Here is a 15,578-nt window from a genome sequence, read left to right on the forward strand (position 1 = left end):
AGACACAGCCGAGAATAGCGGGCATTTTGAGCATTAGGTTAGATGTAGATCTATTACTCCTCACCAGCAAGAGTTTTTGCCTATACCAACAGGGGGAATTCCAGAAGTGGTAAACTAGCATCTCACCAGGGGCGCAAGTGATGCAGTGAACTAGATGAACTGGTGTTTCGGGCTTTCCCAGTGATTACTGATGGTTGAGGCATGGCAACAACTGAGCGACGACCCATTCTGCTGGATTTTGAGAAACCGCTGGCTGAGCTAGAGGCCCGAATTGCCCAAATCCGGGATCTGGCTGAGGAGAACGAAGTTGATGTTTCAGCCGAAATTCGCAAACTAGAGTCGCGCGCCAATCAGCTGCGGCAGGAAATTTTCACCAGCCTCACCCCGGCCCAGCGCCTACAGGTCGCCCGCCACCCTCGCCGTCCTAGTACCCTGGACTACATTCAGGCGATGACCGACGAATGGATCGAACTGCATGGCGATCGGCGCACCGGCAAAGACGATCCGGCTCTAGTCGGCGGCGTAGCTCGATTGCAGGGCCGTCCAGTAGTTATGCTAGGGCACCAAAAGGGCCGAGACACTAAAGACAACGTGGTTCGCAATTTTGGCATGGCTTCCCCTGGGGGTTACCGCAAAGCGATGCGGCTGATGGAGCACGCCAACCGCTTCAAAATGCCGATTATCACGTTTATTGATACGCCAGGAGCCTACCCTGGCTACGAAGCTGAGGAGATGGGCCAGGGAGAAGCAATCGCCTACAACCTACGGGAAATGTTTGCCCTGGAGGTGCCTATTTTGTGCACTGTCATTGGAGAGGGCGGTTCTGGAGGAGCCTTGGGGATTGGTGTGGGGGACCGGCTGATTATGTTTGAGCACTCGGTCTACACGGTGGCTAGCCCCGAAGCCTGTGCCGCAATTCTCTGGAAAGATGCCTCTCGTGCCGCTCAGGCAGCTGAAGCACTCAAAATTACGGCCTGGGATCTGAAAAATCTGGGCATTTTAGACGACCTGCTGCCAGAGCCGGTCGGCGGTGCTCATGCCGATCCGCTTAAAGCAGCAACCATTCTCAAAGACGCCTTGCTGCGGCACCTAGAGGATCTGTCTAAGCTGTCACCGCAGGAGCTCCAGCGTCTTCGCTATGAGAAGTTTCGGCAAATTGGCGTTTTCTCTGAAACCGTGGGCTAGCGCCCCGACTGGTGCCCGTTTTAAGCGGCCGTTAATCTCTTTGGGTTCCAAGACGGAGTATTCTAGCGAGGAGACCGAACTTCGGGAATCAGACAAAAGCTTCTAATATTCTCGTAACGTTTGTTAACATATTCCATAGCAAGCGGCGATCAGGGCTGCAGTTGAGTCATGTTCTCCATTGAGATCTCCTGGCTCTAGGTTTCCTGAGTCCGTACCGTTGCCGCTTTCCCCACAAACGGTGTGTTGATTTGGACAATTGGATGAATCCCAGTACCCCCCACCGCGCTCTGATTACGGGCGCTAGTAGCGGTATCGGCAGGGCTACTGCGATCGCATTTGCAAAGTCAGGCTTTGACGTAGCGCTGGTCAGCCGCTCCCTAGAGAAGCTACAGGCCGTCGTTGCCGAACTAGCAGATACCGGCATTAAGGCCAAAGCCTATGCAGTTGATCTGGCAGATGTGGACCACGTTTCTGCTGAGATTCATCAGGTGTTGGCAGATTTCGGGACCGTCGACGTGTTGGTTAACTGCGCCGGTATGGGCTACACAGGCTCGCTGGCAACTATGTCCCTAGCTGACTGGCAGCAGGTCATAGGGCTCAACTTAACCAGCATCTTTCAGTGCATTCAGGCCGTTTTACCTGATATGCGGCAGCAGCACCGGGGCACCATTGTTAACATTGCCTCGATTGCTGGGAAGTCTGCTTTCCCGGATTGGGGCGCTTACAGCGTCAGCAAAGCCGGTCTGATGTCCTTGTCCCGCGTTTTGGCCGTTGAAGAGCGCGCACATGGGATCCGAGTTGTGACTGTTTCTCCAGGGGCCGTGAATACGGCTATTTGGGATACCGCCACCGTGCAGGCAGATTTCGATCGCTCGCGCATGCTCACGCCGGAGGTGGTGGCCCAAACCATCTTGAATACCGTTGTCCTGCCCGAGTATGCCGTCATTGAGGACCTGACACTCATGCCCAGCGGTGGAGCCTTTTAGGTCAAGCTGCCGCCAGGGTATCGTCAGTCACAAATGATGGCTTGACTTTCTTGTGTTTATTTGGAGTTACAAAGAATCACTATGACTATTGCGTCATCAAATGGCTTCAACGGCAATCCAACCGCAACTCCTCTAGGCAGCAGCGGTGCCAAAGAGGTTCAGCCGGTAGTTCGCCCTGATCGGACCACCAGCCACGGTCACGAGGCCTACCCCTATCCTATCCCCGAAACGTCTCAGGACGATATGCAGGACGCCGTCCACACCATTCTGCGATCAGTCGGGGAAGACCCAGAGCGGGAGGGGCTGCTCAAAACTCCTAAGCGGGTTGCGGAAGCTATGCGCTTTCTCACCAGCGGTTATCAGCAGTCACTCGACGATTTGCTGAACGGGGCCATTTTTGACGAAGGTCATAACGAGATGGTGCTGGTGCGAGACATTAACCTGTTTAGCCTGTGCGAGCACCACATGCTGCCGTTTATGGGCCGCGCCCACGTTGCCTACATTCCCAATCAGAAGGTGGTGGGCCTAAGCAAGCTCGCCCGCATTGTGGAGATGTACTCCCGTCGTCTGCAGGTGCAGGAGCGGCTAACCCGTCAGGTGGCTGAGGCGATTCAGGAGATTCTAGAGCCTCAGGGAGTGGCAGTGGTGGTAGAAGCCAGCCACATGTGTATGGTCATGCGCGGCGTGCAAAAGCCTGGTTCATGGACGGTGACCAGCGCTATGTTGGGCTCTTTCCAGGATGACTCCAAAACCCGTGAAGAGTTCTTGAGCCTGATTCGCCACCAGCCCTCATTCTTCTAAAACCAATTTGGTAGCCTAATCCGTTTTAGGTGTTCCGTTTTAAGTGTATAGAGACGCGATCAATCGCGTCTCTATTTTTTTTGGGACTATTCTTCCAACCACGGCCGCAGCCGCTCAAACAGCCGCTTAACCTGGTCTAGGTCTTTGACGCCAGGAGAAACTTCCACGCCGCTGGAGAGGTCAATGCCGTCGGGAGAGAGCTGAGTTAGGGCATCAACAACATTGTCAGGCGTTAGTCCACCCGCTAGCAGCCAAGGACAGGCCGGATGGAAGGATTGCAGGGAGGCCCAATCAAGGGTCTTGCCCGTACCGCCGAGGAGCTGGGGGTGGTAGGCATCGAGCAGCAGGCCATCGACCTCAGGCTCAAAGCGAACTGCCTGAATTAAGTCTTGAGCAGATCGAATTCTCAGCGCTTTAATAATGGCGATGCCGGGCAGCTGCTGCCGAATCAGCTGGCATAGTTCGGGAGACTCATTGCCGTGAAGTTGAATGCTGCTAAGTTGGCCCGTTTTAACGGTGGTTTCTAATGTCTTGAGGTCAGCATCTGCGAAGACTCCGACCGTTTCTAGAGAGCGCTGAATCGTATCTTTAAGCGCTTCTCCAATATTGCCAATGTGTTCTGGGGTAATGTAGCGGGGCGAGGCCGGAACACAAATGAAACCAAGGGCTGTAGCGCCCAAATGTGCGATCGCAACCGCCTGGTCTGCCTGAGTAATGCCGCAAATCTTAACCCGCATGTTAACTCTATTAAACAGTTCGCAAGATTGATTCTACGGCTCTTTATAATCCTTAGTGTTTAGCAAATATCGATATTATTTGCGGGGGGATTAGACTTTGTTAACTTTTGCTATTTTACTGGCTCAATCTGTGCCCACCACACCTCAGTGGTCACCCAAGGTCGCCATTGTCATGATTGCCTGTAACTTATTTGTTTTAGCAATCGGCAAATATGCGATTAGAAAACCGGGAGCCGGGCCTGCTCTCCCGTTTCAAATGCCCATGCTGTTTGAAGGATTTGGTGTGCCCGAACTGCTGGCCATCGCGAGCTTTGGCCACATTTTAGGGGCCGGTATGATTTTGGGCATGGGCAACGCTGGTTTGCTGTAGCTCCTGAGCACTGTAGTCCTCAAAAGCGGCTTCAGGCAGTCATTTCAAGCTCATCCTTCACACTCCAAGCCGAACCTGCTCCAGGGAGGTACCTCTGCGGCACCTCCTTTTTTTAGGTGAGGTTATCCCCAAAGTAGCCTCTCTTAGCCCACCGTTAGAATGGGGCTAGGGCTGTGAGGGCGCTGGTCACACCACTCCTAAGCAACCCCATCAACGAATTCAGGATTTCAGCCTATGCAATCGGGTTGGCGCGTTGGCTCCCTGTTTGGCATTCCCTTTTTCATCGACACCTCCTGGTTGGTCATTCTCCTATTGGTGACCTATTCCTATGGAGTTGACCCTGTGTGGCAGAGCGCTTGGGGCACTTTAGCTTGGGGCATGGGCCTGCTGCTGGCCCTGCTGCTGTTTAGCTCGGTGCTGCTGCATGAATTAGGCCATAGCCTAGCTGCCAAGAAGCAGGGCATTCAGGTCAACTCGATTACCCTCTTTCTCTTTGGGGGAATTGCCGCCATTGAGCAGGAGTCTAAAACGCCGGGAGAAGCATTTCAAGTTGCGATCGCAGGCCCTCTAGTCAGCTTTGGCCTGTACCTGTTGCTGTCTGCCCTAGGCACCCTGCCCGCCTTGCCAGAACCAGCCCAGGTGGTTGCTACCAATGTGGCTCAGATTAACCTGGTGCTAACCCTATTTAATCTAATTCCAGGACTGCCCCTAGATGGCGGTCAGGTGCTCAAAGCGCTGGTCTGGAAGATTACCAACAGCCGCACCAAAGGAATCCGCTGGGCCGCTCGTTCTGGGCAGTTGCTAGGCTGGCTGGCGATTTCCCTGGGGCTGTTTGCCGCCCTGGTATACCAAATCTGGTTTGGCCTGTGGATTGCCGCAATTGGCTGGTTTGCCCTCCGCAATGCGGCCACCTATAACCGGGTCACCGACCTGCAGGAGGCAATGGCTTCCCTCACCGCTGCCGATGCGATGGGGAGAGAGTTTCGGGTGGTTGATGCCAACATTACCCTACGCCAATTTGCCGACGACTACGTGCTTCAAGAAAAACGCACTCCTGTGTATTTCGCCGCCTCCGACGGTCGCTACCGAGGTCTAGTAGCAGCAGACGACCTGCGCGAGATTGAACGCAGCGAGTGGGAAACCCGCACACTACACAGCATTGCCCATCCCTTGCTAGAGATTCCCTCAGTGCGTGAGCAGACTCCCCTGCCTGACGTGATCAACGCTCTAGAAACTAACCTGCTGCCGCGCATTACCGTGCTCACACCAGCCGACGCTGTTGCTGGCGTTGTGGATCGAGGAGACGTCGTCCGGGCACTGGCCGGGCAACTTGGATTTGCCATCTCAGAGAGCGTGATTCAGAACATCAAGGAAGAGGGCAAGTATCCGCCGGGCCTGCAAATTCCGGCCATTGCCAAGGCTGCTCTAGAGTAAGGTTCTAAAGGGGGCTGGTTAGGAGAACCGTCTAAACCGGCAAAGAAAACGCCTCTACTGCCGCCTCTACCTCTGCTTCCGTCAACGCTGCCACGTCGAAACAGGTATTAAAACAGCGTTCAGCGGCTGATTTTAGCTCCGCGATCAGCCGCTGAATTCGGATTTCTTCAGGCAGTTCCGCCAACGCTTGCGGCAATGGACAGACCGAATTTCCCGGTTCCCCAAAGACCTCTCGATATAGCTCACTATCAGCAGAAAGCCGAATTGAGCCGTGCTGTAAAAGATAACCGGCACTCCAGAACTGAGCACTGCCTATTATCTTCTGGGCTGGATCTGCCGCCCCAACTAAATCAGCTCCCGTTGCAGTGCCAAAGCAGCTGGGATTGTGAATGTAGCCCCGCCCTGCTGCCCCCAACACAAGCCGCACACCCAAAGCCTCTAGCCCCTCCACCAAAAACTGACAGACCTGTCGGTACACCTGCAGACGTTCTCCTTTAAAGCCAGAAGCCACCAGGGCATAGGTCAAGTCCCCTGCGTGGAGTACAGCCCGTCCACCACTGGGTCGCCGCACGAGGTCTACCGGCTGCCCCTGCCAAACTAGGTTGCGCCACGACTGGGGCCAGCGCCGCTGATGATAGCCCAGGGAAATTGCCGCCGGAGACCAGGTATAAAACCGCAAAACAGGAGGAGATTGGCCTTGCTGGTGCTGATGCAGCAGCCAGCGGTCGACAGCCATCTGCACGGCTCCAGGAGCCGCCATAGGGGGAATAAAACGCCAAGGCTCGGTCAACGCCAATCCTTCAGGTATGCAGCTTCAGCGCAGGAAAAGAGGGATTTTTCAACCCCCTTTTCAGAGGGCAGAGGGGATTGCTAGAAAGCCATGCTCTGCTCGATTGACCCCTTAAACAGCACCATACTCTTCAGCCAAAGCCTCATCGTTATCGTCGGCAATCGTTGCGACAATCGTCATGAGGCGAGAAATTTCAGCCGGAGTAATCCCCTGCAAAATACGGCTAGACAGCACCACTACCTGCTCACCCAAAATACCGAAACAGGCTTCAAAGGTTTCTCCGCAATTCATCTCAAGCAGGTGCCGCATGAGCCGAGTTTCTTCTCGGGCAGGTAAAGACAAGACTGGAGACCACACAGTGAGCGTGTCGGTTTCCTCAGTGCCGGTTAGCTGGACATAAACCTCTACGCTGCCGTACTTAAACTTCCAGAGGTGGCCGTCTTCCGTATGGCTGACCAGAGCGCTATTGTCCTGGTCGAGACTAGAAATAACAGTCTCGATAACATCGATATGGTTGGCAGTATCAGCCTCAGAAATTTCTTCCATCAACATGATCAGCGTAGTTCCATCGCGTAAGTTGGCTTAAGCCACATCCTACACAGGCAAACAGCAAGAAGCAGTCACCCAAAGGCATGACCTAAGCCAACTGTATCGCTAGATAGCGTTTTTGCCTGGGGGTCTGTAGATATTTTTTTGCGGCTAGAGTTTCCTAGTGCCGATGCTCTACAGCTTCCCCAACAAGTTTCCTTGCCTAGGCAGGCTTACGACAGATCCAGTACTTACTCATAAAGTGAACCTGGTTTGTGACTGCCTCAAACCCCGCTTCGCTCAGGCGTACATTCAGGTCGTCCGTCACATAATGCCGGTAGTAGGGTTCATGGAACAGGGAGGGGAAGTTTTCCATCGTCACCTTCAGCTCCGGCGAATCGCTTACCTGAATGGAGTCACAAATGACAAAGGTGCCTCCTGGCTGAGTCACCCGGAAGGCTTCGTTGATGACGTTTTGACGGGCAGCCGCGGGCAGCTCGTGGAATAGGAAGACGCTCGCTGTTGCCTCAAAGTAGTTGTCTACGAAGGGCAGCGACTCGGCGTTGGCCTGCACTAGCTGCGGCAGCACACTGGGCTTTTGAGACAGCGTTTGGTTAGCCTTACGCAGGTAAGCCGGGGAGAGGTCAACCCCATACAGCGACGCCTTGGGCAATGTTTCGCGGATCATGTTCAGGGTACGCCCTGTGCCGCAGGCAATGTCTAACACCTTGCCACCGCCGGACGGGCTGAGAGCCATTAGTCCCTGTTTGAGGGGCGCTAGAATGCGGCGACGCATAGCGTCAGCCGTGCCATTAAAGAGAATCTCGACCTGCAGATCGTACAGATTGGCCGACAGGTCGCTGAGATAACCGTTGGTCTGGTGGTGGAAGTTTTGCAGATAGTACTTGGGATAGCCCGATGTATCAATATCTGAGTCAAACCGATGGTACTCACGATTGTTGGCCCGATCCCAAATCATGGGCGTATCGAGGCACATGAGCGGGTAGTAGCGAAAAAAATCGTCCCAGGGATTGTCAAACAGGAGATCTTTGGGATAGACCCCAGCTTCGGCATCCTGCCAGTCTGTCTCTAGCAGAGTCTCCATACGACCGTAAATCAGCCTCAGCAGGTCTGGATCAAGCGGCTTGGATTGGATAGCTTTGGGCGGACTAACCATTTGTAGAAGCTGAGCGCTCACAGTTTTATGAGTCAACCCAAAGAAGCTTTTTCCCTGCTGGAAAGTTTGATAGGCCAGCTTTGTCAATGTGTCGGGCATATGACCAGATCGATGTAATTCGGTGAGGAACTTTCCTTCTGTAAAAGATTGTAACGAGAATCTCTCAGAACTGGGGTCTCGCATAGTCCCTCAAAAGACAGAAATAGGGACGTGGTCATCACGTCCCTATTACAGGCCCCTATTGCGGGCTATGAGTGCCGAAGTTACAGCTTGTAAAGAACCTTAGCAGTCGTAGTAAAGCGCCAACTCATAGGGATGGGGCCGTAGACGCATGGGGTTGACTTCGTTGTCGAGCTTGTATTCGATCCAGTTGCTAATGAAGTCTTCGGTGAAGACACCCGTGCTGGTCAAGAAGCTGTGGTCGGCTTCCAGTGCCTTAAGGGCGTCCAGCAGCGAGCCGGGGGTCGAAGGAATCTTCGCTAGCTCCTCGGGGCTGAGGTCATAGATGTCTACATCTAGCGGATCGCCGGGGTCGATTTGGTTTTTGATGCCGTCGATACCGGCGCAGAGCATCGCTGCAAAGGCCAAATAGGGGTTAGAGGTGGCATCCGGACAGCGGAACTCAAGGCGCTTGGCCTTGGGGTTGTCGCCAGACAGCGGAATGCGCACAGAGGCCGAGCGGTTGCCCTGGGAGTAGGCCAGGTTTACCGGCGCTTCAAAGCCGGGTACCAAGCGCTTGTAGGAGTTGGTCGTGGGGTTGGTTAGAGCCAGCAGCGCCGGAGCGTGCTTGAGGATGCCGCCGATATACCACAGGGCCATTTGGCTTAGCCCAGCATACTGATCTCCAGCAAAGAGGGGCTCACCATTGTTCCAGATGGACTGGTGGGTGTGCATGCCAGAGCCGTTGTCGTTAAACAGCGGTTTGGGCATGAAGGTGACGGTTTTGCCCCACTTCTTAGCAACGTTCTTGATGCAGTACTTATAGATCATCAGCCAGTCGGCGGCTTCGATCAGACGACCAAAGCGAATACCCAGCTCACACTGGCCGCCGGTAGCCACCTCGTGGTGGTGCTTTTCGATGGGCACGCCCAGCTTGGCCATGGTCAACAACATTTCGCTGCGCATGTCCTGCGAGGTGTCGGTGGGGGCGACAGGGAAGTAGCCCTCTTTGTAGCGGGGTTTGTAGCCCAGGTTGCCGCCTGCTTCTTCGCGACCAGTGTTCCAACGGCCCTCGACGCTATCGACGTAGTAGTAGGCGGAGTGCTCGTTCTGGTCGAAGCGTACGTCGTCGAAGATGAAGAACTCAGCCTCAGGACCAAAGAAGGCGGTGTCGCCAATACCGGTGGACTTGAGGTATTCGATCGCCTTGGTTGCGATCGCACGCGGGCAGCGGGAATACAGTTCGCCGGTACGGGGCTCTTTGATGGTACAAATCATGCTCAGGGTCGGTTCCGCCATGAAGGGGTCGAGCCAAGCGGTGTTGGGGTCGGGCACCATCATCATGTCCGACTCATTAATGGCCTTCCAGCCGCGAATGCTAGAGCCGTCGAAGGCCACCCCATCGGTAAAGCTGCTCTCGTCAATCTGGCTTTTGTGCAGGGTAAGGTGCTGCCAGATACCGGGCATGTCGATAAATTTCAGGTCAATTAACTGAATGCCGTCATCCTCAATCCACTTCAGGATGTCTGCTGGGGTTGCCATGAATTACTCCTTAACCTCTCTAGCGTTCAAAATTCAGGAGAAAACGTGATTTTCAGACTCAACGGGTGCCTGGATGCCGTGCGACGGTTAGGAGCCAGCTGGCGACTTGCGACGTTGCCTGTCTCTAAATCCATGCCCATAGCGCCGAACCCTGGGGCGAAAAGCAGCAGATGCAGGACTGGTAGGCCAGCCCTGCCGTCCGTTTGCTGATCAACGTCCAGGCATTTACTCATCTGACATATGGTAGGAATAGGGTTACACCAGTTTTGTATCAGAAATCACACTTTTTCACGAGTATGCCAGTCAGTCCTCCAAAAGCCTTGATATCAGAAGATTACAGGCTTCAAGGCAGGCCTTTAAAGGTTTTGCCACGCAGGCTTTACACCTGAGGTCGCCGCCGCTAAACCTCATTAAGTGCGAGAAGGGGTAATATCTTTCAGGTATTCCTACTCATTCAAGCTGACATCCTAAACTGGGGAGCGCAGCTTTTTGTTTGGGTTGGATTATTGCAAAAATTTTCGGATTGTAACAATCCACTCATTTAAGCCGTTACCTTCAGGGACTAAGGCGGTTTGCGCCTAATCCAGCGTGATAGACTGACTCCTGGTAAACCTAGAACTACCCGCTGGGCAGGCTGACAGCCCCGGATTGTTAACGTTGACACGACCGTTAATTAGTCAGTTTTAAGAAAATCATTGCTGTTTGCTGAACGAGAGTTGGGAGACTATATCAATGCGGGATGCCGTAACGACGCTCATCAGAACCTATGACAACACAGGACGCTACCTCGATCGCAGCGCCCTAGAGTCCCTCAAGTCCTACTTTGATACAGGTCTAGATCGGGTGAAGGCGGCTGCCGTTATCAGCGCTAACGCCGCTCAGATTGTCAGAGAAGCCGGGGCTAAGCTGTTTGAACAAGTGCCTGAGTTGATTCGGGCCGGTGGCAATGCCTACACCACTCGCCGCTACGCAGCCTGCCTGCGCGATATGGACTACTACCTGCGCTATGGCAGCTACGCCCTAGTAGCCGGAGACCAAGACGTTTTAGACGAGCGGGTGCTCACCGGCCTGCGGGAGACCTACAACTCCCTCGGTGTACCCATCGGCCCTACCGTCATGGGTATCCAGATCATGAAGGAGATTGTGAAGGCCAAAGTCGAGGAGGCTGGTGTGGCCAATGCGGCCTTTGTAGAGCAGCCTTTTGACTACATGACCCGCGAACTGTCTGAGAAAAACGTGTAAAACCCGACGAACCACAGCTTTCTGCGGTGAAGGTAGCCAGTGGGGCATCTGAGGATGCCCCATTTGCGTATCTAGGCATATTTAGGACGGCCAATGAACATAGATTTGGCACTGGGAATTGACTTCGGTACGTCTGGAGCCCGGGCTGCTGTGCTAGACAGCGATTATCAGGTGGTTGAGGAGGTTCGCTGCGCCTATCCCTCTACCCAAGCTGATGAGCTGGCTGAGGGCTGGAGAAAAACGCTATTTGCCCTACTGAACCAGCTCTCCCTTGAGTGGCGACGGCGGGTGGGTGCGATCGCAATTGATGCCACCTCTTCCACAGTCCTGCTGTGCGATACCCAAGGACAGCCCCTAACCGCGCCCCTACTCTACAACGATGCGCGGGGACGCTCCCTCGTACCTCAGGTGGCCCAGGTAGCTCCATCCGGCCACACCGTTTGCAGCAGCACCTCCAGCCTGGTAAAACTGCTCTGGTGGCAGCAAACCCTGCCCCCTGAAGTCTGGTCGCAAGCCCGCTTTTTGCTGCACCAGGCTGATTGGCTAGGCTTTTTGCTTCATGGGCAGTTGGGCCTGAGCGACTATCACAACGCCCTCAAGCTGGGCTACGACGTGGGCAGCTTGCGCTACCCTGACTGGTTATTGAACTTGGAATTCAGCCATCTGCTGCCAGAGGTAAGGGAGCCGGGAGATGCGATCGCACCCCTATCCCCCGACATTGCTGCCCACTATGGCTTTCCAAGCCAATGCCAGGTCTGTGCTGGGACTACCGACAGCATCGCCGCCTTTCTCGCCAGCGGGGCCAGCCAGCCCGGCGATGCCGCCACCTCGCTGGGGTCTACCCTGGTGCTAAAGCTGCTCAGCACCACCCGCGTTGATGACAGCCACTACGGCGTTTACAGCCACCGGCTAGGCGATCTGTGGCTGGTAGGAGGCGCTTCAAATACGGGGGGAGCAGTGCTGCGCCAGTTCTTCTCAGGTGAAGAATTGACCCAGCTCAGCACCCAGATTGACCCTGACCGAGCCAGCTCTTTGGACTACTACCCACTGCTCCAGCCCGGTGAACGGTTCCCTGTTAACGATCCAGATCTGCCCCCTCGACTAACCCCATCGGCAGACTCTCCTGTGGCGTTTTTACACGGTTTGCTGGAGAGCATGGCCCGAATTGAACACCAGGGCTACCGCCTATTAGAAGATCTAGGGGCCAGCCCTGTGCAGCAGGTCTATACAGCCGGAGGCGGGGCCCAAAACCCTACTTGGACCGCTATTCGGCAGCGCCTTCTACAGCGGCCTGTCAGCACAGCTCGCTACCCAGAAGCAGCGATTGGATCAGCCCATCTAGCTCTACAAAAGCTCAGAGGAACTACCTCATAAAACTCACCCCTAAAAATAAAAAATTCCGCCCGGTTTAAACCGTGGCGGAATAGTGCCTTAAAGCTTAAGCCTGGTCTAAAGGCCGAGCTGATCGCCCCGGCGATACTGCTGATAGGCCGCCACAAACAGGCCCAACAGAGTGATGGGAATCAGACCTAGCACAATTCCAGACAGTAAGGGTTCTACCACGCCAGTTCTCCTCTAAATTGCTTTAGCAACAGTTAGCATCTGGTTCAGCTGCTTCTCAGTTTTAGTGTAAAGGGAAATGCCCTCCTTTCGGGAGCCTATTTAAGGCTTTAAGCCAGTGACAGCAGAAATCCTGGGCCGCCCCTTAACTGAGAATCCTTAAGATTCTGTAGCAATCCCCCTGGGTATTCTTTAAAATGCGTAATCATAACGAAACGTAACTCAACGGCTCAGGCTTGACACAGGAGACCTTCGAAGAACAGCCTTCAGAACTCACAGTGCTGCTGCAAAAAGTGGCCCGGGTGCTGGTTGTGCTATTTGCAGCTGTGCTGACGGCAATTCTTTTGAGCCGTTATCTAGAGGCAGCAGACCCCTATATTCATCAGGTTTTGGCGCTTGAGGGAAGCCACAATCGAGGTGAGGCTATTTTTAGAATGAATTGTGCTGTTTGCCACGGTCTTGAAGCAAGTGGGGAAGTTGGCCCCGACCTTCGAGGCGTTTCAGACCACAAAACCAAAGTCAACCTAATCAAGCAGGTCACGAGTGGCAAAACGCCTCCCATGCCCCAGTTCCAGCCCAATCCTCAAGATATGGCCGATCTGCTGGAGTATTTGGAAGGACTTTAACTTGCCCCACCAATTCTAAGTTTGATTTCGGGTCTCTTATTTCCAGGTTCCGGCTTCACAGGTCAGCAGCTTATCTAGAGTTGTCACATCTCCTAGAAGCCGGTTTGTGGCCGTTACATCCACCTCTACCTGCCGAATCTGCGCCTCTACAGCCACGTTCACTAGCTCCATCCGCAGGCGCTCAGCATAAGCTTGCCGAATATCATCACTGCCGCTGATTCGCTGGCCCAATTGGTTTTGGCTGAAGGACTGGCTCAAGGCAAACCCTAATTCCTGCGCTAACGATTCAACCACAAACCGCTGCTCTGGGCGGGCGGTCTGTAGACTGTCAGCCAACGGGCGGGAGATCGCCTGCTGCACAAGCGCCTCAGAAGCCTGCCGCTGTAACCAAGCTTCTGACGTAGAAATCGGCAGATCCGGCGTGACGGCATCGACTTTAGAGAAGGCATGGGCTTCGGCAAAGGACACTTGGCCGTTTTGGTCGTAGTCGGCAGAGGGAACCGGGTCGCCAATGCGATCGCGCCCGCTCAAGCCCGCAAAAAAGCTGGAGCTGTAGTCTTCATAGTCAGACTCATTCACCAGCGGCGTGCAGCCTACCGAAGGGCGAGTTTTAACCGTGGCAAAGAACCCACAGCGGGTCTGCAGCGCCACCGGACGATCTGAATCACCATTCTCATAAATCAAGTTGGCAAAAGATCCGGCATAGCACTGGGCCATCATCGTGACAAAGGGCTGGTCTGCTGGCAACGTATCTAGCTTCTGGGCCAGTTCTTGAACCGATAAAAAGTCTTCACCCCAGAGAATCATGGCATTGTTGTCTGGGTTTTCTCGGTTCAACGCACCATGCCCTGTGAAATAGAAAAAGGTTGGGCAGGCTTGTGATCTCAAATCCTCAAACCAACCCATGACGTTATCCCAGGTAGCTGCCCCCAGCAAATGGGGAACTTCCGGCACCTTAAACTGCTCTCGCCCTAAAAAATCTAGGTAGCGAACTGTAGCCTGCCTATCATCACCATTGGCAAAGTAAACGCTAGCAGCTGCCGGATCAATGCCCAACTGGGTCAACGTCCGCTGGAAGTAGTGAACATTTTTTTCGAGCGCGATTTCGTTGTATGCCGGAGCACCACCCCCAGCCACCACCAAAAACCGAGTCTCTGGAGAAGCGGCAAAAACACCTGCAGGCTCAATGGCTAGGTGACCCTCGCGAGCCTCATCGGGTAATCCCGCAGCATCAAGCCAATGGCTCGCCACAAAGCCGCAGCCCGCAATAGTTCCTAATGCTGCGACAAAAACTTTCCAGCTAACCCTTAGCAGCATCCTAACCTCACTCACTCAAGGGTTCTCTTACCCGGCCTCACCCAGCACATCATTCGCCAAGCTCCAGATCAAGGTTTATTACTGAGAGCTTCGGTCGCTGCACGTTCGGCGGCGCTCTCAGTTTTGGCGCTTCCCTCTAGCGCTCTCATTTTTAGTGTAGCAAGGGGGGCATATCCAACCGGGCAGCCTCTCATCTGTGCCCTCAAGCCCAAGTGTCAGAGGTTGTTACAGGTTTGTTACAGGCTCTGGGAAAAATATCTCAGGCCGTAAATCTTTCTCTAGAGGCTAGAAATAATCATTAATCTCCTTGGAAGAGGGAAAATCTGCCAAATCAGCTATACCGGCTGTCCCAATCGCTAAAAAATGCTCACAGTCTCGGCTTTAAGCCCTAGCCTCACCCTGGGCCAAACTAACCGATTATGAGAAAGGTAACTCTTTTCAGCAGGTTGGGCTTTACAAAACTCCATGCTTTGCTTTAATATTCAGTTACGCGGAAGCACATAAGTTCATCCGCTTACCTTGAAACTAATAAATACCAAGGAATTATCCATCATGACGACTACTCTACAGCGGCGCGAAAGCGCCAACCTGTGGGAGCAGTTCTGCCAGTGGGTGACCAGCACCGACAACCGCCTCTACATTGGCTGGTTCGGCGTACTGATGATCCCCACTCTGCTAGCTGCAACCGCTTGCTTCGTAATCGCCTTCATCGCCGCTCCTCCTGTTGACATCGACGGTATCCGTGAGCCCGTTGCGGGTTCTCTGATGTACGGCAACAACATCATCTCTGGTGCTGTTGTGCCTTCTTCTAACGCCATCGGCCTGCACTTCTACCCCATCTGGGAAGCAGCTTCTGTCGATGAGTGGCTCTACAACGGTGGCCCTTACCAACTGGTCATCTTCCACTTCCTGATCGGTGTATTCGCATACATGGGTCGTGAATGGGAACTGAGCTACCGCCTCGGCATGCGCCCTTGGATCTGCGTTGCTTACTCTGCTCCTGTAGCAGCAGCTTCTGCAGTCTTCCTGATCTATCCTCTGGGTCAAGGCTCCTTCTCTGACGGCATGCCTCTGGGCATCTCGGGCACCTTCAACTTCATGCTGGTGTTCCAGGCTGAGCACAA

General features: G+C 54.1%; 15 protein-coding genes and 1 pseudogene. 9 read left to right on the forward strand and 7 right to left on the reverse strand.

Annotated elements, in window-relative coordinates:
* The first annotated feature begins 201 nt into the window (after positions 1-201).
* The 3 genes from accA to folE all read left to right on the forward strand — a co-directional run bounded on the left by accA (position 202) and on the right by folE (position 2,972).
* Positions 202-1,185, forward strand: coding sequence for an acetyl-CoA carboxylase carboxyl transferase subunit alpha (gene accA, locus H6G13_RS09395; RefSeq protein ID WP_190482851.1), 984 nt, complete (start codon positions 202-204; stop codon positions 1,183-1,185).
* 260 nt (positions 1,186-1,445) lie between these two features.
* Positions 1,446-2,171 (forward strand): SDR family oxidoreductase, encoded by a 726-nt coding sequence (locus H6G13_RS09400; RefSeq protein ID WP_190482852.1) that lies wholly within the window; start codon positions 1,446-1,448, stop codon positions 2,169-2,171.
* An 81-nt stretch (positions 2,172-2,252) separates the two neighbouring features.
* Entirely contained in the window at positions 2,253-2,972 is a 720-nt protein-coding gene (gene folE, locus H6G13_RS09405; RefSeq protein ID WP_190482853.1) for a GTP cyclohydrolase I FolE, read from the forward strand.
* Positions 2,973-3,058: 86 nt separating this feature from the next.
* Here the strand turns inward: folE and H6G13_RS09410 are convergent, their stop codons facing one another.
* Positions 3,059-3,709, reverse strand: a complete 651-nt coding sequence (locus tag H6G13_RS09410) for a phosphoribosylanthranilate isomerase (protein ID WP_190482854.1) — start codon at positions 3,707-3,709, stop codon at positions 3,059-3,061.
* Positions 3,710-3,839: 130 nt separating this feature from the next.
* Between H6G13_RS09410 and psaK the strand changes: the two genes are divergently transcribed.
* Together psaK and H6G13_RS09420 are read left to right on the forward strand one after the other, a co-directional pair.
* Positions 3,840-4,079: a photosystem I reaction center subunit PsaK gene (psaK, locus tag H6G13_RS09415; protein ID WP_347277446.1), complete on the forward strand. Its 240-nt coding sequence runs from the start codon at positions 3,840-3,842 to the stop codon at positions 4,077-4,079.
* A gap of 234 nt (positions 4,080-4,313) precedes the next feature.
* Positions 4,314-5,513, forward strand: a complete 1,200-nt coding sequence (locus H6G13_RS09420) for a site-2 protease family protein (protein ID WP_190482856.1) — start codon at positions 4,314-4,316, stop codon at positions 5,511-5,513.
* 31 nt (positions 5,514-5,544) lie between these two features.
* Here H6G13_RS09420 and H6G13_RS09425 read toward each other — a convergent pair whose 3' ends face one another.
* From H6G13_RS09425 to glnA, 4 genes are all read right to left on the reverse strand, one after another.
* Positions 5,545-6,303 (reverse strand): lipoate--protein ligase family protein, encoded by a 759-nt coding sequence (locus tag H6G13_RS09425; protein ID WP_242028200.1) that lies wholly within the window; start codon positions 6,301-6,303, stop codon positions 5,545-5,547.
* 111 nt (positions 6,304-6,414) lie between these two features.
* Positions 6,415-6,849, reverse strand: a complete 435-nt coding sequence (locus tag H6G13_RS09430; protein WP_242028201.1) for a YbjN domain-containing protein — start codon at positions 6,847-6,849, stop codon at positions 6,415-6,417.
* 205 nt (positions 6,850-7,054) lie between these two features.
* Positions 7,055-8,107, reverse strand: coding sequence for a class I SAM-dependent methyltransferase (locus H6G13_RS09435; protein ID WP_190482858.1), 1,053 nt, complete (start codon positions 8,105-8,107; stop codon positions 7,055-7,057).
* A gap of 183 nt (positions 8,108-8,290) precedes the next feature.
* Positions 8,291-9,709 carry a type I glutamate--ammonia ligase gene (glnA, locus tag H6G13_RS09440; RefSeq protein ID WP_190482859.1) on the reverse strand — a complete coding sequence of 473 codons (1,419 nt, stop codon included), beginning with the start codon at positions 9,707-9,709 and terminating at the stop codon, positions 8,291-8,293.
* A 732-nt stretch (positions 9,710-10,441) separates the two neighbouring features.
* Between glnA and apcB the strand changes: the two genes are divergently transcribed.
* Positions 10,442-10,951, forward strand: a complete 510-nt coding sequence (gene apcB / locus H6G13_RS09445; RefSeq protein WP_190482860.1) for an allophycocyanin subunit beta — start codon at positions 10,442-10,444, stop codon at positions 10,949-10,951.
* A gap of 99 nt (positions 10,952-11,050) precedes the next feature.
* Positions 11,051-12,325 carry an FGGY family carbohydrate kinase gene (locus H6G13_RS09450; RefSeq protein ID WP_190482966.1) on the forward strand — a complete coding sequence of 425 codons (1,275 nt, stop codon included), beginning with the start codon at positions 11,051-11,053 and terminating at the stop codon, positions 12,323-12,325.
* Positions 12,326-12,400: 75 nt separating this feature from the next.
* Here the strand turns inward: H6G13_RS09450 and petG are convergent, their stop codons facing one another.
* The gene (gene petG / locus H6G13_RS09455) at positions 12,401-12,514 is read right to left on the reverse strand and encodes a cytochrome b6-f complex subunit V (protein WP_190482861.1); all 114 of its coding nucleotides are present in this window, start codon (positions 12,512-12,514) and stop codon (positions 12,401-12,403) included.
* A gap of 233 nt (positions 12,515-12,747) precedes the next feature.
* Between petG and H6G13_RS09460 the strand changes: the two genes are divergently transcribed.
* Positions 12,748-13,137, forward strand: a complete 390-nt coding sequence (locus H6G13_RS09460; protein ID WP_190482862.1) for a cytochrome c — start codon at positions 12,748-12,750, stop codon at positions 13,135-13,137.
* A 36-nt stretch (positions 13,138-13,173) separates the two neighbouring features.
* Here the strand turns inward: H6G13_RS09460 and H6G13_RS09465 are convergent, their stop codons facing one another.
* A complete protein-coding gene (locus H6G13_RS09465) occupies positions 13,174-14,454 on the reverse strand; it encodes a Caspase domain-containing protein (RefSeq protein ID WP_190482863.1) in 1,281 nt (426 codons plus the stop codon).
* Positions 14,455-15,006: 552 nt separating this feature from the next.
* On the opposite strand from H6G13_RS09465, the pseudogene H6G13_RS09470 reads away from it, so the two are divergent.
* Positions 15,007-15,578, forward strand: a pseudogene (locus H6G13_RS09470) (photosystem II q(b) protein); the annotation flags it as partial.

This window comes from Pseudanabaena sp. FACHB-2040 (assembly GCF_014696715.1).
Taxonomy (GTDB): domain Bacteria; phylum Cyanobacteriota; class Cyanobacteriia; order Phormidesmidales; family Phormidesmidaceae; genus JACVSF01.